This window comes from Paenibacillus sp. J2TS4 (genome assembly GCF_018403245.1).
Taxonomy (GTDB): domain Bacteria; phylum Bacillota; class Bacilli; order Paenibacillales; family NBRC-103111; genus Paenibacillus_L.
On record NZ_BOSH01000001.1, the window covers coordinates 205,397 to 225,252 of the forward strand.

General features: G+C 44.4%; 18 protein-coding genes. 9 read left to right on the plus strand and 9 right to left on the minus strand.

Annotated features, from left to right (window positions below; all coding sequences use genetic code 11):
- Positions 1 to 122 precede the first annotated feature (122 nt).
- From KJS69_RS00930 to KJS69_RS00955, 6 genes are read left to right on the plus strand one after another with little or no spacing between them, the layout of a single operon-like run.
- Positions 123 to 1,661: an aminotransferase class III-fold pyridoxal phosphate-dependent enzyme gene (locus tag KJS69_RS00930; protein WP_213581143.1), complete on the plus strand. Its 1,539-nt coding sequence runs from the start codon at positions 123 to 125 to the stop codon at positions 1,659 to 1,661.
- Positions 1,662 to 1,707: 46 nt separating this feature from the next.
- Complete coding sequence (locus KJS69_RS00935) at positions 1,708 to 2,499, plus strand: DeoR/GlpR family DNA-binding transcription regulator (RefSeq protein WP_213581144.1); 792 nt, start codon at positions 1,708 to 1,710, stop codon at positions 2,497 to 2,499.
- 27 nt (positions 2,500 to 2,526) lie between these two features.
- Positions 2,527 to 3,660, plus strand: a complete 1,134-nt coding sequence (ald, locus tag KJS69_RS00940) for an alanine dehydrogenase (protein ID WP_213581145.1) — start codon at positions 2,527 to 2,529, stop codon at positions 3,658 to 3,660.
- Positions 3,661 to 3,700: 40 nt separating this feature from the next.
- Positions 3,701 to 5,188: a xylulokinase gene (locus KJS69_RS00945; protein WP_213581146.1), complete on the plus strand. Its 1,488-nt coding sequence runs from the start codon at positions 3,701 to 3,703 to the stop codon at positions 5,186 to 5,188.
- A 47-nt stretch (positions 5,189 to 5,235) separates the two neighbouring features.
- On the plus strand, positions 5,236 to 6,243 hold the full coding sequence (locus tag KJS69_RS00950) for an amidohydrolase family protein (RefSeq protein ID WP_213581147.1): 1,008 nt from the start codon (positions 5,236 to 5,238) through the stop codon (positions 6,241 to 6,243).
- A 46-nt stretch (positions 6,244 to 6,289) separates the two neighbouring features.
- Positions 6,290 to 7,105: a class I fructose-bisphosphate aldolase gene (locus KJS69_RS00955; protein WP_213581782.1), complete on the plus strand. Its 816-nt coding sequence runs from the start codon at positions 6,290 to 6,292 to the stop codon at positions 7,103 to 7,105.
- A gap of 259 nt (positions 7,106 to 7,364) precedes the next feature.
- On the opposite strand, the gene KJS69_RS00960 is transcribed toward KJS69_RS00955, so the two are convergent.
- Entirely contained in the window at positions 7,365 to 8,252 is an 888-nt protein-coding gene (locus KJS69_RS00960) for a LysR family transcriptional regulator (protein ID WP_213581148.1), read from the minus strand.
- Positions 8,253 to 8,367: 115 nt separating this feature from the next.
- Between KJS69_RS00960 and KJS69_RS00965 the strand changes: the two genes are divergently transcribed.
- Positions 8,368 to 8,949: a chromate transporter gene (locus KJS69_RS00965; RefSeq protein WP_213581149.1), complete on the plus strand. Its 582-nt coding sequence runs from the start codon at positions 8,368 to 8,370 to the stop codon at positions 8,947 to 8,949.
- Positions 8,934 to 9,488, plus strand: a complete 555-nt coding sequence (locus tag KJS69_RS00970) for a chromate transporter (RefSeq protein ID WP_213581150.1) — start codon at positions 8,934 to 8,936, stop codon at positions 9,486 to 9,488. Before KJS69_RS00965 ends, KJS69_RS00970 begins: the two co-directional genes overlap by 16 nt.
- Before the next feature lie 261 nt (positions 9,489 to 9,749).
- Here the strand turns inward: KJS69_RS00970 and KJS69_RS00975 are convergent, their stop codons facing one another.
- The 7 genes from KJS69_RS00975 to KJS69_RS01005 all read right to left on the minus strand — a co-directional run bounded on the left by KJS69_RS00975 (position 9,750) and on the right by KJS69_RS01005 (position 16,998).
- Positions 9,750 to 10,313 (minus strand): cupin domain-containing protein, encoded by a 564-nt coding sequence (locus tag KJS69_RS00975; RefSeq protein ID WP_213581151.1) that lies wholly within the window; start codon positions 10,311 to 10,313, stop codon positions 9,750 to 9,752.
- Between the two features lie 511 nt (positions 10,314 to 10,824).
- Positions 10,825 to 11,748 carry a ribokinase gene (rbsK, locus tag KJS69_RS00980; protein WP_213581784.1) on the minus strand — a complete coding sequence of 308 codons (924 nt, stop codon included), beginning with the start codon at positions 11,746 to 11,748 and terminating at the stop codon, positions 10,825 to 10,827.
- A 5-nt stretch (positions 11,749 to 11,753) separates the two neighbouring features.
- Positions 11,754 to 12,767, minus strand: a complete 1,014-nt coding sequence (locus KJS69_RS00985) for a LacI family DNA-binding transcriptional regulator (RefSeq protein ID WP_306434386.1) — start codon at positions 12,765 to 12,767, stop codon at positions 11,754 to 11,756.
- 141 nt (positions 12,768 to 12,908) lie between these two features.
- On the minus strand, positions 12,909 to 13,853 hold the full coding sequence (locus KJS69_RS00990; protein ID WP_213581153.1) for a nucleoside hydrolase: 945 nt from the start codon (positions 13,851 to 13,853) through the stop codon (positions 12,909 to 12,911).
- Positions 13,853 to 14,662: a carbohydrate ABC transporter permease gene (locus tag KJS69_RS00995; RefSeq protein WP_213581154.1), complete on the minus strand. Its 810-nt coding sequence runs from the start codon at positions 14,660 to 14,662 to the stop codon at positions 13,853 to 13,855. The genes KJS69_RS00990 and KJS69_RS00995 overlap by 1 nt, the downstream gene beginning before the upstream one ends.
- Before the next feature lie 13 nt (positions 14,663 to 14,675).
- The gene (locus tag KJS69_RS01000; protein ID WP_213581155.1) at positions 14,676 to 15,572 is read right to left on the minus strand and encodes a carbohydrate ABC transporter permease; all 897 of its coding nucleotides are present in this window, start codon (positions 15,570 to 15,572) and stop codon (positions 14,676 to 14,678) included.
- 172 nt (positions 15,573 to 15,744) lie between these two features.
- Positions 15,745 to 16,998: an ABC transporter substrate-binding protein gene (locus KJS69_RS01005; protein WP_213581156.1), complete on the minus strand. Its 1,254-nt coding sequence runs from the start codon at positions 16,996 to 16,998 to the stop codon at positions 15,745 to 15,747.
- An 838-nt stretch (positions 16,999 to 17,836) separates the two neighbouring features.
- Here KJS69_RS01005 and KJS69_RS01010 point away from each other — a divergent pair.
- A complete protein-coding gene (locus KJS69_RS01010) occupies positions 17,837 to 18,145 on the plus strand; it encodes a MazG nucleotide pyrophosphohydrolase domain-containing protein (RefSeq protein ID WP_213581157.1) in 309 nt (102 codons plus the stop codon).
- A gap of 125 nt (positions 18,146 to 18,270) precedes the next feature.
- Here the strand turns inward: KJS69_RS01010 and pdxR are convergent, their stop codons facing one another.
- Positions 18,271 to 19,698, minus strand: a complete 1,428-nt coding sequence (pdxR, locus tag KJS69_RS01015) for a MocR-like pyridoxine biosynthesis transcription factor PdxR (protein WP_213581158.1) — start codon at positions 19,696 to 19,698, stop codon at positions 18,271 to 18,273.
- Between the last annotated feature and the right edge of the window lie 158 nt (positions 19,699 to 19,856).

Genomic DNA, 19,856 nt, shown 5'->3' on the forward strand with positions numbered 1-19,856 from the left:
GGATCGGAAGGAATAAAAACTATAAACGAAATAAATTCGAAAGATATTTACAAATAAACGAAAGAATAATAAAATATAATAAAAAGGAAATAAGAATAAACCTTTTCGGAGGGAGTAACGTTATGAAATCAGTTAGAAAATCTTTGTTCCAGATGTTGGGGAAAGATTACATGGAAGCCGTAATCGCTGGAACCGCTGCTCTTTCTGGCTTGGATACTGCACAATTGGAAAAGCTCGCACATGACGAGGTTGATTTCATGCCCGAAGCGTATGTTAAAAGAATGGATAGCATGTTGGAAAAAGTAGGGACCCGAATCGTTCCGGAGCTGAAAGGTTCAATGGATGGTGCGCCTACAGATGCATTTCGAAAGGCTTCCAAAACGAATGCAAGTCCTTTAGGAGGACTAGGATACCTGCGGTTAGGTGAGGATGGGAGAGTTTATCTTTCAACGAAGAGCGAGCACTACCATACGCCTTTGGGACATAATTTTCCCGGTTACAAGTTGCTCGAACACGCAAGTGCTCTTGGTATAACGAATGCGACTCATAACAATACACGGGGGTATATCACACGCTTGCTTGAAAAAGAACTGGTTAGAACGATAAACGGTTTGAAGCAAGAGGAGACCGATGAGCTTGATAAAGTATTGGCTTCCCGCGAACCCCATATCTTAAACCGTGTCATCAATTTGGAGACTGGCAGTTTAGCCTGTGAAGCTGGCATTAAAATGATGCTTGCTAGGTTCTACAAGCTGGATAGTTCCTTTCCGGATCCTAAGTACAACGATAGAATACCAGTGTTTCTAGTTATGGGCGATAACGAAAATGGAAGAAATGCGAATTATCACGGGACAACTTTCATTGCACAGACGATGCGCGATATGTGGCCCGGTATGTATGAAAAAATGAATGAAGCGGGGGTCTTGCAGGTTTGCCCGGTTAGTATAAATAATTTTGAAGACTTTAAGGCAAAGTTTGAGCAATATAATAAGCCGCCATATAAGGTTGCCGGTTTTATCCATGAGATTATTTTGATGAATTATGGCGGAATCAAGCTTGAAGAAAGCTTTATGCAAAAAGTCTATAAGCTATGTCATGAAAATGATACCCCAATTATGTGTGATGAGATCCAGTCTTGTATGTGGTATCCGGGTATGTACTTGTTCAGGGAATATGGGCTGAATCCTGACTTTGTAGTGATCGGAAAAGGATTTCCAGGAGGCCAGTATCCAGCTTCTCGAATAATAACTACTTCCGAAATGGATATTCTTAATCAGTTTGGCGCCCTTGTTACTAATGGTCAAGAAGAATTAGCAGCTTTGGCTTATCTCATTACCATGAAGTTTTCAGAGGAAAATTCATCCTATATACGTGAAATGGGGCGGTACTATGAAAATAAGCTTAAAGAGCTAGGGGTGCGTTACCCACAGTTAATTAGAGGGATCGAAGGCAAGGGGCATCTTTCGACAATTTTCTTCTACGATGCGGAGAAGGTATCGATATTTACCAACATCCTCAATAGTCATTGTATTGATATTAGTTCCCAGACCTACAAGGCGATGTGCCCACCGGCGGCACTCATTAAACCGCCTACGATTGCGACGAAAGAAATGATGGATTATTTCTTGAAAAGAATGGATGAAGCCCTGCAATCGGTTTGATAAACTAAACTTATCAATAGGACAAATTAGTGAGGGATGATTTTTTATGGATGAGACTAAAAATGATGAGATTATTGATATTGATCAAAGAAGAAAAAAAATTTTGGAGTTGCTTCAACAAGAAGGAAAAGTAAAGGTTGCCGAGTTGAGTAAACTTTTCGGTATATCTGAGGTGACGATCAGGAACGACCTTGATGAAATTGAAGGGCAAGGCTTGCTTCAGCGCGTTCATGGCGGTGCAATAAGCACTTACAAAAGTTATTATAATATGACTTTTCATGACCGTACAGAGACTAATAAAGAAGAAAAAAGAAAGATCGCTGTAGAAGCAGCTTCCATTATTTCTGATGGTGATACAATCATACTTGGTTCCGGGACCACCCCCCTTTATGTGTTGAGAGAACTAAAAAACCACAAAAATTTAATCGTAATTACCAATTCGTTGTCTATTGCTCATGAGGTGGGTTATAACAGGAACATCAACATTGTTGTTTTGCTTGGCGGTAATATAAATCTCGAGTATCAGTTTACCTCAGGGGATGATGCGATCAGGCAGTTGAGCAAATATAAGGCGGATAAGCTTATCCTTTCATCAGATGGAGTGAGCTCGGCATTCGGGATTACAACCTATCACCACCTTGAAGCGGAATTGTATAGACAAATGATAGCCAGGGTAGACCGGACGATTATTGTTGCAGATTATACGAAAATAGGCAGGGCAAATTTTGCGCATATCGAAAGTATTGAAAAAATAGATTGTTTAGTCACCAATCATAATTCCCCTAAGGACGAGATCGAAGCCATGAAAGAAAAGGGCGTTGAAGTGCGATTAGTATAAATGACTATACACGGAGGTTCAGCTCATATGATTATTGGCTTACCGAAGGAAGTTAAGAACAACGAATATAGAGTCGGACTTACACCGGGTGGAGTAAGGGAATTAGCAGGCAAAGGACATAAGGTGCTTGTAGAAAAGAGTGCGGGCCTTGGTAGCAATTTTGAAGATGACCAGTATATTGAAGCTGGAGCTTTAATAATGGATGACAAGAAAGAACTTTTTGAACAAGCAGAAATCATTGTAAAGGTCAAAGAACCACTGGAGTCGGAATATGAATATTTTAAATCCAAGCAGGCACTTTTCACGTACCTTCACTTATCTCCGAATTTATCTTTAACAGAAATGTTGCTAGAAAAAAAGATTACCAGTATTGCCTATGAAACTGTGCAACTGGACAATGGTCAACTGCCCTTGCTTGCTCCAATGAGCGAAATTGCCGGCAGAATGTCCGTTCAAATTGGCGCCTCGCTTTTGCAAAAATATAATGGCGGAATGGGAGTTCTATTGGGAGGAGTACCTGGAGTAAGCAATGCTGAAGTAGTTATTATAGGCGGCGGAGTAGTGGGAACAAATGCTGCCAAGATGGCTTTAGGACTTGGGGCAAGGGTGACGATATTGGATGTAAACAAAAACCGGCTTGTTTACTTGGATGATATTTTCAGAGGAACGGTTCGAACTATGATTTGTAATGAATATAACGTAGCGGAAACGGTAAAAAGCGCTGATTTGTTAATTGGTGCAGTTCTAATCCCCGGTGCGAAAGCTCCCAAAATTGTCCGGGAAGAGGTCGTCAAATCAATGAAAAAAGGATCAGTCATCGTGGATGTGGCTATAGATCAAGGCGGGTCGATCGAAACCATTGATCGTATTACAACGCATGATCATCCAAGCTATGAGAAATATGGTGTTGTTCATTATTCGGTAGCCAATATGCCTGGTGGTGTGCCACGGACTTCCACACTTGCGCTTGAAGCTGCCACACTTCCATATCTTATGACAATTGCGAACAATGGGATTCATAGCGCTTTGCTTGAAAATCCGAGTCTTCTTAAAGGTCTGAACACATATGCCGGTTCGGTTACTTGTGGGCCTGTTGCAGTCAGTCATGGATTGACCAATCGGGATCCTAAAGAGTGTTTGCAAGCCAGTTATGTATCCTGAGCTCTCAGCAATCCAATTGAGTAAAGAAGGATGATACCCGTTGACAAATAACAAAGTTCAACGTATGAGCTGCGATCGTGAATATTTAATTGGCCTTGACATCGGAACATCAGCCATCAAGGGAGTATTAATGTCAGCGTCTGGGGAGATTGTTTCCAAAGAACGAAATCATACCGAATACCTCTTTTCAGAAAAAGGCTGGATCCAGTTCGATGTTAATCAATTATACTTGTTGACCGTCGATGTCATTCGCAGACTGGTTTTGGCCCTACCGGAAGGTGCTGCCGTAGCGGCGCTCAGTATGGCATCGGCCAGTGGCAATACGGTGCTTGCAGATGCTAAAGGCCATCCTGTGCATCCGGCCATCAGCTGGATGGATACCCGTGTTACTCAAGAAATAGAACTTGTTTTTGGCAAATTACAGGCTGAAGAAGTGCAAGAGCTTCTTGGCTGGCCGCTGTTGAACACGTTTCCATTGGCGCATCTTTCCTGGCTGAAATACCATCGTCCCGAACTGCTGCAAAGTGCGGCTCGAGTTTGTATGAGTACGGATTATATTAACTTCAGATTGACCGGAAACTGGGGTATAGATCACTCAACAGCTACCACCTTTTACCTGCAGGACCAGAAGACGGGTATTTGGCATCTCCCCTATATACAGCAATTGGGTATTTCCAAGGAGCAGCTGCCGCCTCTCTATTCCACGGGGACCATTCTGGGAAGAATTACTGCGGATGCAGCATCAGCTACTCGCCTGTCACCCGGAACGCCGGTAGTACTGGGGGCTTTTGACCATCCTTGTGCTGCAAGGGGGGCGGGGGTGCTGGATGAGGGACAATTTCTCCTCTCTACCGGTACTTCATGGGTAGGCTTCTTCCCGGTAAAAGATCGACAGAAAGCGGTAACACAAAAGCTGCTGGTTGATCCTTTTCTCCATCCAAAGGGTGCATGGGGTGCAATGTTTTCTTTATCGGCAATTGCCAATTCTGTGGATAAGTTTATTAATAAATATATTTCCAGCGCCCCGGATAAATATAAAATATTCGATCAGCTTTCCGGCTATGCAAAACCCGGAGGCGGGGGGCTTCTTATCAACCCCATGCTCGATCATGATGTTGTAATAGAGGACAGTTATACAAAAGCAGATATCGCCAGGGCCGTTATGGAAGGAACGGCCTATCTGCTGAAGACGCAGATAGACAAACTAGCCAATGCGGGAATGAATTTTTCTTCTGTGATGATGGTTGGCGGCCCATCCGAGGCATTATCCTGGCCGCAAATTATAGCGGATGTGCTGAATATAGAGGTTTGCACCATTAACGGCTCTTGTGCAGGGGCAACGGGAGCCGCGATCCTTGCAGGCATAGGAGTGGGTCTATATAGAGATGAGATGGATGCATTCCGGAAATTGGGCACGCCCAAGGTATCTTATAAACCTAATCATCCGGCACATACGGCATATCGAGGTTATTACAAAAAATTTATGGACAACAGGACGATGAATAATTCCGGAGGTGTCCCATCATGACATTATTTGAGATTAAGGAAGTTGATAGAGCCTTCTATAAAGAAAGATTGAAGGATTTTTTGCCTGAGCGATTTATAGACATTCATACCCATGTTTGGCTGGATAGCTTCAGACTTCAAACTACGAATGCGCCCGTGCGGGCAGTTACGTGGCCATATCTCGTTGCGCAGGAAAACCCGATTGAACACTTGTTCGAAACTTATCGACTTATGTTTCCTGGTAAGGAAGTGACTCCGCTCATATTTTCACAGGTTAGTCTTGAATATGACATTAACGCGGGCAATGAATACGTAAGTAACTGTGCCAAAGAGCACAGGCTGCCTTCACTGATGGTGACTATGCCTGGACAAAGTGCTTCCGAATTTGAAGAAGGAATAGAAAGAGGGGGCTTTTTGGGGTGCAAGGTGTATCTGAATTTCGCGGAATCCTATATTCCTGAGAAGGAAATACGTATTTACGATTTTTTACCTCCTCATCAATTGGAGGTTTTAAACCGGCGTGGGTGGATGGCGATGCTGCATATTCCCCGTGACGGCCGGTTGAAGGATCCGGTAAATCTGGCGCAAATGCTGGAAATCGAAAGGAAATACCCGTCACTAAAGCTGATCATTGCTCATGTGGGCAGAGCGTATTGTCCTGAGGATGTCGGGAATGCTTTCGAAATCCTCGCAGAAACGAAAAATATGGTATTCGATTTTAGCGCAAATACCAACTCTTATGTATTTGAGCAACTGATCAAGGCCGTAGGCCCCAAAAGAATTCTTTTCGGCAGTGACTTACCGATCCTGAGGCTTCGAACAAAACGGATTTGTGAAAATGGAACTTATGTAAATTTAGTGCCCAAAGGGTTATATGGGGATGTATCCGGTGATAAGCACATGCGTGAAATTGTGGACGATGAGGCGGAAAAATTAACATTTTTCATGTATGAGGAGATTGATGCCTTTAGGCTGGCCGCTGAATCCCAAGGACTAAACAGGTCGAACATAGAGGATGTATTTTATCATAACGCCAAATCATTAATTGATAGCATAGACAAGAAAAATAGCAATTAAAAAAGATGGGGTGAATAAATTGACCAAAGCTGCGAGAATGAACCGTATGTTTGGTGAAACAGGAAAATGCTTTAATGTTGCTATTGACCATGGTTATTTTAACGAACACTCATTTTTGGCAGGCATTGAAAATATGAAAGAGGCTGTACAAGCCATTGTTCAGGTGAATCCTGATTGCATCCAATTAAGCCTTGGCCAGGCAAATCATCTGCAAAGCATGCCTGGAAAAAATAAACCGAGTCTGGTGATGCGTACAGATGCTGCGAATATATACGGCTCCACGCTGCCCGAATTTCTGTTCAGTGAAGTGATTGATAGCGCAGTTGAGCATGCGGTTCGTATGGATGCAGTGGCTGTTTGTGTCAATCTGCTATTGTTGCCGAATCAGCCGGAGCTTCATTTTCAATGCGTGAGAAATGTGATGAAGCTTAAAACGGAATGTGAACGTTATGGTATGGTGCTTATGGTAGAGCCGCTAGTGATGCTGCCTAATCATATCAAGGGAGGGTATTCGGTAGACGGGAATATTGCCAAAATCAAACCTTTGGTCAGGCAGGCGGTTGAACTTGGCGCCGATGTGATTAAAGCAGATCCGTGTGACGAGATAGAGCAATATCATGAAGTCATCGAAGTGGCCTCCGGAGTACCGGTGCTGGTTCGAGGTGGAGGACTTGCTGCGGATGAAGAAATCCTGAATCGTACAGTGAAACTGATGGAACAGGGGGCCGCTGGCATTGTTTATGGACGGAACGTAATCCAGCACGATAAGCCCGCACAGATGACCCAAGCGCTCATGGCGATAGTTCATAAAGGGGCATCAGCCGCAGAAGCGCAAGCATGGTTAACCCAGGAACAGTCGTAATGAATGCTATCAAGCGGATAAAAACGGCAACGAATCCCATGCATCGAACAGAAGGGTATACCGAAATCTTGTAATGGCTGAATACATCAAGCAGGAGCTATTATCAAGAAAGATAATCTTGGAATTGTGCATTATGTGAAAGATCTAGAACTAATGACAATAATGGAGGAGCTTGCTTTAGGGCAGTTCCTCTTTTTGTTTATGGAAGCAACGGGCAGGATTATGGAATAACTGCTCCAATTAGCTTAGACAGTAATGTTTAGGGTCCCCGAGATGTCATAGATTCTATGTGCAAAAGAAGGGTTTTCAACGGAGTGGTCAGATACTTATCCCGATGGCGAACGGCAATCAATTCATTTTTCAATAAGAGGTCTTGAACAGACAGCGAAATCAATTTTCCCTGCGATAGCGGCTCTCTTACAAGGACATCCGGCAGAATCGTTATGCCGAATCCAGCCTTGGCAGCTTCTATTAGTGCCTGAGAATTTACGCTTGTCCATGCAGGTTGTGCGGTATGCCCGGATAAATAAAGAACGCTATCTAACGTATCGCGGATTGCACTGCCCTTTTCACGCAGCAACAGTTTTTCAGAGCAAAATTGTTGTAGAGTCAAATCCCTGTGAGTGATGGGATAGTCAGGAGCGCACACAATATATAACGGATAGGAAGCAAAAGGGGTACAAATAAAAGGCCCTTGGGGGGCCGCACCTTCAATCAAAGCGATGTCAGCTTTGCCGTTCCTCAATATTTCAATGGCATTTGCTGCGCTGACCACATCGACATGGATCGGTATATCAGGCCAATCTTTATGAAAGGCTTGCAATATTTTCGGCAACCAGAACGCTGCTATTGTAATGCTGGAAACAATGTGCAGAGGGGCACGTTTTTCCAAACCGTTGATATGTGCCTCCAAAGCTTCAAACGAAGACAAAATCGGCAAGATTTCCTCCAGCAAAAGTCGGCCGCTTTTTGTAAGCTGAACACTTTTGGACAGTCGGTCAAACAATGCCGTCTCTGCCATTTCTTCCAGCTCTCGTATTGCATGAGAAACTGCTGATTGCGTGATATATAGCCTTTCAGCAGCCCTTGTAAAGTTCCCCGTTTCAGCTACTGCCCTCAATATTTTAAAATGCCGAAGCGTCATCATAGATGGTGCCCTTCTTTCTGACATGAATAAAACTAATCGTTATTATAAAATCATATCATTTCACTAATTGATTTACAAACTCTATAATAGAAAGGGTGACAAGGGAGGCGACCAGATGATTTGCCAAAAAACCAAATTATGTATCTGGCTTCTGGGCATAAATTTGTTTATCAGCACATTTACATTTGGCGGCGGATATGTTGTTGTTCCGATGATTCGGAAGTATTTTGTATCCAGAAAAAAACTATTCAGCGAAGATGAACTCGTCGATATGGCAGCTATTGCACAGTCTTCACCAGGAGCGATTGCAATCAACTTGTCAACTCTCGCAGGTTTTCGGGTAGCGGGGATGACGGGGGCTGTAATCAGTTGCATTGCTGCTGTCATTCCATCGCTCGTCATATTGGTATTCATCTCCATGTTCTATGTTGCTTTTGCGGCGAATCCGTTAATTTCCGCAGTATTGAAAGGAATGCAGGCAGGTGTGGCAGCCCTTATCGTTGATTTCGTTGTTGATATGTGCAGTATGGTAATTAAGGAACGTTCTTTACTTCTTACTTTGATGATTCCGACGGCATTTTTGGCGAACTTTATCTTGGAAATCAATGTGGCCATTATCCTTGCAGTGTGCTGTTTTTTATGCATTGTGCGAGTGTGGGTAAACGAAAGGCGGCAGAAAAAATGGGGGAACTATTGAAATTGTTCTTAGTCTTTTTTCAGATTGGTTTGTTCAGTGTCGGGGGTGGATACGCAATCATCCCGTTCATTCAGGAACTGGCAGTTGAAAAATACGCATGGGTATCGCAACAGATTTTTACCGATATTATTACCATTTCGCAAATGACACCCGGCCCGTTAGCGGTAAACACCTCTACGTTTGTTGGCTTACAGATTGCGGGGATGCCTGGCGCAATTATCGCAACTTTCGGCTGCGTGATTTCAGGTGTCGGCATTTCTATTTTTTTGTATCGATTTTTCCTAAGATTCAATCAATCTGTTTATGTGTTTGAAGCTTTGAACGGCTTGAGGTCAGCTTCACTGGGGCTTATTATTTCCGCGGCCGCAACAATATTGCTATTGACGTTTATTGGGACATCAAAAATGAGTATGGCAGCCAATCTGGATTGGATTGCCGCAGCTGTTTTTGCAGGCTCTTTGTTGGTTTTGAGAAAATGGAAGCTGAACCCGATTCTTCTCATGGTTTTGACGGGGATACTGGGCGGCATTATTCAATAAAATTAGTACCGTTTAAGTAAATGATAAGGAAATGTGTTTATTGTTCACTCCGTACTCAGGTGAAGTAAGCGGAGAAATTTTGTCGGAATTTGCACTATTATCGATTGCCCGGAATGAACCCCATTTTCAGGAGTTTATTCAGAACCTGAAAGGAGGTGTATATGTTACGGGGTTATTAGACGACCGTTGTATTTACTTGAACCATCATTCTCCGTTTGCTCAATAATTCTGTAAAAATTTCGTCTCCATCAATTTTTCGTTTCATTTAGTAAGTTGATATTCTTCTGCAGACATGGCAATTGCTTTTGTTTCATGAACTGTACCATATGGATGCTCAGGCGGCGCATAGATTACGTAAATTTTAAGTGGTATATTTCCTGTATTGGTTACATTGTGCCATTTTCCAGCAGGTATCATAATTGCATAGTCATCATAGGCCATTGCTTGAAAATCTAATTTATCTTTGCGATCACCCATTTGAACAAGTCCCTGACCTTCCTCAATACGTATAAATTGGTCAGTTGTCGGATGGACTTCTAAACCGATGTCATCTCCAACATTAATACTCATCACAGTCACTTGAAAGTATTTCCCTGTCCATAAAGCGGTGCGATAAGTAGTATTTTGCTTTGTAGCTTGGTCAATATTCACTACAAATGGCCTTGATCCATAATCCCTTAATTTGATGTTTCTTAAATAAGGATTCCAGTTGTTATTGTAGCAATTATAATAATGAGGATTCAAAGTATTGCCCCAAGTGTTGTTACTCCAGTTGTCATACATAGGATAATGCCATTGATTGTGATAGTATGAATTACGGTACATGTTCATTCTCCTCTGATGATTTCATATTTACCTTTTATCCTATGCAGTTGCCTATTTAAATGAATGTAAAATGCGTAATAATGGGCAAGTGCCTAAAAACGTTACCGCCGGGATGGAATTCACCTAAGTGCGCTGGAATGAAATATTGAAGCAATAGTTACAGAAAATGATTCACATCTTTAAGAGCTCATTCAAAATGTGAAAAAAGGACTGCCGTTATGGGTTTGGAAAAGACGTTAAATGCGATAAAAAGAGAAGGAAAAATCGAAGGAGAACGCATAGGTGAACAAAAAGCAAAAGAAGAAGTCGCCAGTCGTCGATGCTAGCTAGTAGACGATAAAAAATGTTTGAAAAAAGAAAAATGCCCCGAGCCTTTTGCGAGGATCCTCGGGAGCATTCATAAACACTTCATAATCAAAATACTATTTTTTGAGCTTATTCGCCTTACCGCTGGTTGTATTCGGATTGCCGCACAAATCTATCCATTCAAGTGCAAGCAGCCGAAACATGTTCATAACGTCATCAACACTTCATCCCATGTCGGCATGCCGTTCTGCGCGCCGTACCTTGTAACGGCGAGTGCCGATGCGGCAACCGCGTATTCAACCGCTTGTCGCGGATCCCATCCGTTGGCCACAGCCACTGCATATGCTGCATTAAAGCAATCCCCTGCTCCAGTCGTGTCCAACACCTGAACCTTCCTGCCGGAAATTCTGAAGTACAGACCGTCCGCATTCCTGTACGCCGCTCCTTCGCTTCCCAGAGTAACCAATACGGTGTGCAATCCTTTGGCGATCATCTTCCCCATCGCTTCCTGAAGTGTCGCTTCGTCCAATGACTCGAGCAATCCGGGAGCTTCCGCCAATACAGCAAGCTCGTCAAGATTGGGCGTTATCGCATGCAGCTGTGGGTACAAATGATCCGGCAACTCTCTCGCCGGCGCCGGGTTTAAAATTACCCGTTTCCCGCGTCTTGCAGCATACTCTATCGTATGCGCCACCGTATCAAGCGGGATCTCCAATTGCAGCAGAACAATATCTGCGGCGTCTATCAATTCTGCCTGCTCCTGAACCGTCGACCATGTGAACATGTTGTTCGCTCCGGGCGCAACTATAATTCGATTGTCCTGATCATGCACCCATATAGATGCAACGCCCGTATAAGCTTCGGGCAGTACGGCGATCCCTTGGGCTACACCGCATCTTTGCAGTTCATCCAATATCTGCATGCCGAAAGCATCCGCACCGATGGCTCCGATCAGAGAGACATCAGCATTCAGCTTGGAAGCCGCGACTGCCTGATTGGCGCCCTTGCCTCCGGGGTACAGCGTCATTCCTGTCCCCAAGCGTGTCTGGCCGGCCTGTGGAATTTCATCCGATTCCACCATGATATCCATATTGATGCTTCCAATCACTACAACGCTGGGCGTTGACATTCCTCTCACTGCTGTTCACTTCTCCTTCGCGTTGAATCCCTGACTGTAAGCGATACATCTAGTTCAACCACTTCGAGATGAGCCTCTCTTACTTCTATCTGTTGAATTAACAACTGCGCTGCTTTCATTCCCATTTCATAGATCGGCTGCGTAACCGTAGTCAATTCCGGTTCGACGATTTCCGTTAATTTAATGCCGTCAAATCCGCAGATCGCAATGTCATCAGGAATCCGAACTCCCATGCGGTGCAACGCCTTCAATACGCCGATGGCCATCAGATCATTGCCCGCAAAGATGCCGTCGATATCGGGATGGCGTCTGAGGAGCGTATGAACCGCACTCATTCCCCCTTCTATCTGGAAAAAGCCGGGCGCCATCAGGGAGGGGGTGTACCAGGCATATGATCTGACTACGGACTCGTAGCCATCCGTCCGTTCCTTGGCAGTAGCTGCTTCCCAAGGACCGTATACGTGGGCAATTTTGCTACACCCCGACTCAAGCAGATGCTGAACTGCAATTTGCGCGCCTTGAAAGTTATTGCACCGGATTACTGTGCTTTTCTCCATGCCGAACGCGCGATCTATCAGAACAAACGGTATTTTCTCTTTTCGTAATTTTTGCAACTCTTCTTGTGTCAAATAACTAGATGCATATATGATTCCATCGATATTTCGCTTGCGTAGAAATTCCATATAATTTTTTTCTTTAAAATCCTGATGATCCGAATTGCAGAAAAAAACCGCATAACCTTTTGGCTGGGCGAAATCTTCAATCGCTCTGGCCAATTCCGAAAAAAATGGATTCGCTATATCAGGTAGAACAAGACCGATTGTCGGCATATTCAGCGCTGTCATCTTGCGGAGCACCAAAGGCTCATAGTTCAGCTGTTCCATCGCTTGCAGGATTCGCTCTTCGGAATGTTTGCTCACATACCCGTTCTGGTTGATCAGCCGGGATACCGTAGCGGTGGATACGCCCGCCAATGCCGCCACATCTTTAATAGTAGCCAAAAGAAACACCGCCCATTCCTAATCATGAAATACCAGGCCGGCGCCGATGATAGCTTAGCCTAGTATTTCTTATGCATGGTGATTGACTTAAAGCTTATAAACTCTATGCCAACTAAACATTCCAAAATATCAATTTTCCAAGCATGGCTGTTACACTCCGTCAGATTGCAGCTTCGTATACATGTCCGAGAAGATTGCGTTGCGATCGACGGCAAACACCACTTTCATCAAGTGCCGATTATGCGAGAAGCTCCAGGTCAATTGTTCGTTCACGTGAGGAGTCTGCACGACCTTCGTTGGCGCCCAGGATTCGTTGATCAAGCATGCGATGGCGCCGATATCCCAAACGACTTTAGCCCATCCCGGCCGGTTGTTGCCATACTCTCTGACTAATTCGATCAAAGCATCGCAAGCCTCATTTTTGCCTCCAATACATGCTTCAAGCTCCGGAACGGAGGTTAATAGATGCGATGTAATATTATAACATGGCACATGAATCAATGGTACACCGCTGTCAAACAATACTTGGGCGGCAGCCACATCCTGATATAAATTATAGGCGTTCGCATTATCGTCATCAAATGTATTTCCGCCAAGCCACACTACGACGATCTTGTCGATAATATCCGGCGCAAGCAGCAGAGCGGAGGCAATATTGGTAGCAGCGCCTATGCCGACAACATACAAGGGATGCTCACTGCAATAATGTCTTGCACGCTCAATCAGATCCATTGCTGCGGGACTCTTGACAGGACGGCGGGCATCCTGCAAGTAGCGGTCCGAACCTTTAAAAACCAGCCCCTCATGTTCTATGCCAAGCATATTTAAGAAACGCAAGATTTCAAGGTAGCTCAATTCCATACCGTCTTTGGGATCGCTTGCCCTTTCGTTCATGGCAAACGGCGCAGCATAGATGGCCTTCACATTTAAGCGCTCTGTTGATTTCAACGCATACGTCAGCGCAAATTGATCATCCACCTCGGTATAAGTATCCGTGTCGAGTACGATGTCGATTTTCTCACCGGGAATCTCCAACATTTTCAGCCTGAGATTGTCGGACAATCGAGGAAATTTATCAGTAATTCGTGCATTCATTATCCTTTCACTCCTGTCGCAGCTATTCCTTCCACGAAATGCTTTTGTAACACAAGAAATACGATCAAGATGGGCAATGAAAGCAGCACAACGCCGGCCAAGGTCAGATTCATGCGCTCAAACATCAAATCTTTGACCGTCTTCAAACCGACTACCAACGTAAAATTCTCCCGGGTGGATATGAAAGTCGCAGGGATTAGATACGAATTCCACGTGCCCGTAAAACTTAATATCACGATGGATGTAATAATCGGCTTGGTGAGCGGAAGGATGATCCGGAAGAAAATCCCCGCTCTGCTCAGTCCGTCCACCCTGGCTGCTTCCTCCAGATCTTTCGGGATCGACATGAAGAATTGCCGAGCCATAAAGATAAACAAGGCATTGAATAAAAAAGGAACGGTAATGGCCCACATCGTATCCACCCAGCCGATTTTAGCAAGCATGATATATACCGGTGTGATAATAAACTGGTAGGGTACCATCATCGTCGTCAAGACCGCGATGAATATCGCATTGCGACCGGGAAATTGCAACCTGCTTAAGGCATATCCGGCCATGCAGTCAATGATGACGTTACCAACCACGATGAGAACGGTATTCACAATCGTGTTGTTCAGCCATCTGATTACCGGATAATTGGTAAAAAGCTCGCCGTAGTTCGCCAATGTAAAATGTTGAATCGATACAAGCTGATCTATGAACTGAAGCGGCAACAGAGAATAATATACGGAATAGGCGAACGGCATAACGAACAAGAGGGCGATACCGCTTAACGTGATGTATAACAATATTTTAGTCCATATTTTCATAACCGTTCTCTCCTTAATCGTCTTTTCCGAACAGACGCTTCTGCAAGATCGTGATGGCGAGGATCAGCACAAACAATACAACAGCCGTCGCGCTGCCAAAGCCAACTTCACCGAACTTGAAGGAGTTCAAATAGAAGAATGTGACAAGTGTGCTGATTGAGCCTGCTGGAGAACCTAGTTGACCTTGCCCCGATACAGCGGCGATCTGATCGAAAATTTGGAACGACGAGATAGCGCCATGCGTCAATACCAAAAAAGTCACCGGCTTCAATATAGGAACTGTAATAAACCTGAATTGCCGCCACCCGTTAGCTCCATCAATCTGCGCGGCTTCCTGGACCTCTCTGGAGATAGTTTGCAAGCCGGACAGATAAATAATCATGTAGAACCCAACTTGCTGCCATACATACATCAGGATAATAAACGGCAACGCATACCGGGTATCCGCAAACCAGGAGACATTGTCAAGACCGAAATGAGACAAAAGAACGGGCAGCGTCTTGTCTCTTACAAACAAATACATAAACACAGTCGCAACCGCAATCGACGAAATGACATGCGGCATAAAGAAAATCGTTCGGTAAATGCCTCTGCCTTTGAACGAAAGGTTGATGCAAACCGCCAGAAACAACGAAATAATGGTTTGCGCCGGGACAGCCACCCCGACTATAATGATCGTGTGCTGCAACGCCTGATAAAAGTTGCGGTTTTGAAACAGTTTTACGTAATTATCCAGGCCGACAAAATGATTGTTGATTGGCACGGCGTAATTGTATTCGTAAAAACTGAGCCGAAAAGATTGGACCGCAGGAATGAGAAACCAGATCACCCACAGCGCCGCGGCAGGTAACAAGAACAAATACGCAGTGATCCACATGGATCTGGTATCCCTGCTCAGTCTTCGCTTCATTATCCTTCTCTCCCTCACGGTATTTTTCCTGAATCATGCTGCGCTCATTTCAGAGAGAATCGTGGAAGCAATTTCCCCAATTCATTCCACAATTTGATCCGGAGGATGCGTCCATAAGGATAAAGACAGGTCGGAACGCGAGGTTCCAACCTGTTCAGGTATCCTGAAAACATCACTGATTAAAATCCTGAGCAGCAAGCTTGACCACATCTTGCCCAGTCATCTTGCTATCGTTCTGATAAATGGCGCTTCCGATGGCGTTAATCATAGAGTTCGTAAATTTATATGTCTGCGGCGGATATCCGAAGGAGACCGAATATTCTACAGCCTCTTGAAGCCGCGCTACCCGAGGGTTCATCTCATAGAATTGATCGGAAATCGTCACATCGCTAGGCACGATACCTCTGTTCTTCATCGCGTAATCCTGAAAATCTTTTCGTGCCATGTAATTGATGACTTTCATGACAATATCGGGATGCTTAGTATGCTTCAAAGCGACGAAGGCGTCGGAATGCATCGTTTCAGCAGGCGCTTCGGGGTCGACTTGCGGAACAGGGATGATCTTGTAGTTCATATCAGGTGCTGCGGCCGCCAGATTCGACATGTACCAGATGCCGCCTGTGGACATGGCCGCTTTGCCGGAAGCGAACACCGCTCCGTCCCAGTCTTGTCCCAATTGCTTCGGCGATACCGCGAGTCTATCCTTGAACATATTAATGATGTAGTCCATCGCTTTCGCATTCTCAGGGGAATCTATCGTTGTGCCTTCTCCCCAGCCTCCGCCAAACGACAAAGCATATTGCGTCAAATGGAATTCAGAATCGATATCAATCGTTAAGCCGTATACGTCATCCTTCGTCAAGATTTCCGCTGCCTCTCTCACTTCTTGCCAGGTTTTCGGCAAATCTTCTTCAGTCAGACCGGCTTCTTCCCAAAGATCCAAATTCACTACGAAGCCTGCCGGCGCAGCCGTATAAGGAAATCCATACAGCTTGCCGTCAACAGTCCATATATCTTTAGCCGATTGGGAGATGTTGGACATATCGAACTCATTCTCATCCAGAGGTAGGATTAAACCGCCATTAATAAACTCCAAATAGCGTTCATTGGTTATGTTGACAATATCCGGTGCAGTATTAGCGACGATTCGGGAGGGAAGCGAGTCCCAAAATTCGGAATCGGATGGAAATTGTACAAATTTAACCGTTACGCCGGGAACGACCTCATCCAACCCTTCAACGGCATATTCATATGCCTTGAGTACGGTTTCGTTCCCCCAATATCCAAACTCAATCGTAATATTTTCTTCATTGCCCTGTTGGTCTCCATTGTCCCCCTGATTATTCTGCGATTGTGAACAAGCCGCAGTTACCAGTACCAAGGACAGGAGTGCTATCATTACATACTTGAAATTACGTTTACCCATGAAGGAAGCCCCCTAATGTTATCATGATGCCAAATTCGAAACTCATATGCTGACATAGTTGACACTTGTGTGTCTCAATATAATGTCGCTTCTTGCTGCTTTTTTATACTAAAGACCGTCTTAGGAATTCACCTCCATCCAATGAGTAAGATGTGAAAAAAATATCACATTCTTAAAGTAGAAAGCGCTTTTAAAACTGATTTAACGATATTATAGTGAAAATTATACATATTTACAATATCAAAAAAAGGTATTTTTTATACCCTTACATAGACCTGACATGTTCTTTTCTTTAGAAAACTCTTATTTAATCCGTTTATCTTAATAATTTCGTTATAAATATTTTGTGTGAAATTTACACAATGGAAGATTCGAGATGAGCCCGGAAAAGCAAGATGAATCGTTAACAAAGGGATTAGACCCTAAGAAAAAGCCGCAACCGGTCCAGATGCTTTTTTTCGAATGTCAGGTTTATCCAAGTCGCTTGCTTCTATTTCGATATCATGAATAATCGGAATGACCAGTGAAGGGCTTCTTTGGATTGCTCGAAATATCATATTTGGACCGTTTGTAGCTGTCCATTAATTGTTATACTCATATACATACCATATTCAATGAATACCAGCGCATTGGAGACGGGGAGGGAACTAACCATGAATCGGATTGATCAAAAATTTAATGAGCTCCAAGCGGCAGGAAAAAAGGCATGGATCCCTTTGGGATCTCCAGCCATAACGGTGTAGATCGATCAGGGCGTGAAAGGAAGAGAAAAGGATGAAGAAAGATACGCACCTGACTTCAATTCTAAAAACACAAAAATAAGGTCGAGGAAAAATCAATGAATATTTCAAACATGCAGAAATACGCCAAGCAGTTCAGTGAAGAAAAAGGATTCGGTGTCAATACGATCCAGACTCGAACCTTGTATTTAATGACGGAAGTTGGAGAGTTGGCAAAAGAAATTTTAAGTATCTCTTTCCATCCAACAGAGGCAAAAATGCAGCTGGCAAAGGAAAATATAGGCCTGGAAATGTATGATGTCATCTTCAATATTTTAGATCTCGCCAACCAACTCGAAATCGAATTGGAAGAAGCATGTCAGAAAAAGATGGAACTTAACAAGCACAGAACTTGGGCTGAAAGATAAACCAAGTCGAACAATAGCCAAGAGCCACGAATCCTTTAAGAAGAGACGGCGGCTCTTTTATTGATCTTAGAGCAAGGAAACGAATTTTATCACGACGCGGCTTGGATGAATGATCCCCATACGTTCTATAAGACCGTTTCAGCAAGCCGGTACATCCCTTCCTCAATTAGTCCCTCATCCACCTTGGCAAAGCCTAATACCCACCCTTTGCGTTTACTCTCCAAACAATAGGAATGGAGTTGATGCACACGAACTCCGCCTTGAAGCGCCCGAAGGGTCATCGTATCCTCGTCAAACGATTCATCCGCTTCCAGCAGAACGTGCAAGCCGGTTTCAATCCCTCGCAACGTAAATTTGTTGCCGAGACCGCTTGCCACAATCGCCTTTTGCATGATTTCGTGACGCCGCCGGTAGATATTTCTGGCGCGCCGCATATGGCGCATAAAATACCCATGCTCGATGAAGTGTGCCAATGTCACTTGCTCCATGACGGGAAGATGACGGTAGGTAAACGCTTGAACGCGAGCCAGTCTGGCAATCGCTTCGCCAGGTCCAATAACAGCGGATATGCGAATGCCTGGCGCAGTCAATTTAGAGAAACTCATTAAATAGAGACAATTTTGTGGAAGTTGGCTAAATAAAGTAGGCATCGGGTCTCCGCGGTATCGAAATTCGCTGTCGTAATCATCTTCGATAATCCATGCACGTTGCTGCGCGGCTTTATGTAAAAGCTGTTGCCTGCGTGGTTCCGATAAAATCACACCTACGGCGCATTGGTGAGCGGGGGTAACGAAAATGAGTTTCGCTTCAGACGGTACTTTCTCTACGACAAGGCCGTACTCATCAACAGGAACTGGAGCAATCTTCATCTGTCGGTACTTCATCGTCATCCAAGCGACGGGATAGCCGGGATCTTCGACCGTCACGATATCTCCCTTGGTCAAAAGCGTTTGTGCGATGAGATCAATACTATGCTGGGCTCCGGATGTTAACAAGATTTGATTCGTTTGAACGTGAATGCCACGCTCTAGCGATAAATAACGTTGGATTTGCCTCCGTAAAGGCTCGAAACCATAAGCATCACCGTATGACCAAGAGGATGCCTTTAATTCCGAAGAGGCATTCAAATATGATTTGCGCCACGTTTTTAGAAAATGCGTATCCATATAAGGTTGATAGGGACTAAAATCGATGACCGATTCCCGGTTATCCTTGCTTCTAAACCACTCCTCGGACTGATCGACCAGCAGAGGCAGTTCAGGGAGCTGCGGCGGAACAAGAGGGGAAGCATCCTCTTTCCGTTTATCAGTGAACGGAAGCCAATCATTGACACGCGTTCCGCCGCGGCGTGATGTTACCGTATACCCACGGGTTAGCAGTTCTTCATACACAATTTGCACAGTGGAACGGGACACTCCTAGCTGCTGAGCAAGTTCCCGGGAAGGCGTCAGGAGTTCACCAGGCTTCCAAGCGCCACTTGTAATATGATCGATGGCCTGATCGAGCAATTGCTGCCAGATGGGCCTTTTGTCGGCGCGATTTACTTTCAGCAATTCGAATTCCTTCCTTTCTATGTCGGAATCATATTACACGTTCTTTTGGATTGCTCCATTACACCATTTTTGGATATATATAACCAATCCAACTATTGATATACTAGCATAGTATTCTTCATCCATGCAATGTTACACAGGCTGGACAATCCCTATAT

Coding starts and splice junctions, on each gene's coding strand:
- KJS69_RS00930 (WP_213581143.1), top strand. CDS start 123: ATGAAATCAGTTAGAAAATCTTTGTTCCAGATGTTGGGGAAAGATTAC.
- KJS69_RS00935 (WP_213581144.1), top strand. CDS start 1,708: ATGGATGAGACTAAAAATGATGAGATTATTGATATTGATCAAAGAAGA.
- ald (WP_213581145.1), top strand. CDS start 2,527: ATGATTATTGGCTTACCGAAGGAAGTTAAGAACAACGAATATAGAGTC.
- KJS69_RS00955 (WP_213581782.1), top strand. CDS start 6,290: ATGTTTGGTGAAACAGGAAAATGCTTTAATGTTGCTATTGACCATGGT.
- KJS69_RS00960 (WP_213581148.1), bottom strand. CDS start 8,252: ATGATGACGCTTCGGCATTTTAAAATATTGAGGGCAGTAGCTGAAACG.
- KJS69_RS00965 (WP_213581149.1), top strand. CDS start 8,368: ATGATTTGCCAAAAAACCAAATTATGTATCTGGCTTCTGGGCATAAAT.
- KJS69_RS00970 (WP_213581150.1), top strand. CDS start 8,934: ATGGGGGAACTATTGAAATTGTTCTTAGTCTTTTTTCAGATTGGTTTG.
- KJS69_RS00975 (WP_213581151.1), bottom strand. CDS start 10,313: ATGTACCGTAATTCATACTATCACAATCAATGGCATTATCCTATGTAT.
- rbsK (WP_213581784.1), bottom strand. CDS start 11,748: ATGTCAACGCCCAGCGTTGTAGTGATTGGAAGCATCAATATGGATATC.
- KJS69_RS00990 (WP_213581153.1), bottom strand. CDS start 13,853: ATGAATGCACGAATTACTGATAAATTTCCTCGATTGTCCGACAATCTC.
- KJS69_RS00995 (WP_213581154.1), bottom strand. CDS start 14,662: ATGAAAATATGGACTAAAATATTGTTATACATCACGTTAAGCGGTATC.
- KJS69_RS01000 (WP_213581155.1), bottom strand. CDS start 15,572: ATGAAGCGAAGACTGAGCAGGGATACCAGATCCATGTGGATCACTGCG.
- KJS69_RS01005 (WP_213581156.1), bottom strand. CDS start 16,998: ATGGGTAAACGTAATTTCAAGTATGTAATGATAGCACTCCTGTCCTTG.
- KJS69_RS01010 (WP_213581157.1), top strand. CDS start 17,837: ATGAATATTTCAAACATGCAGAAATACGCCAAGCAGTTCAGTGAAGAA.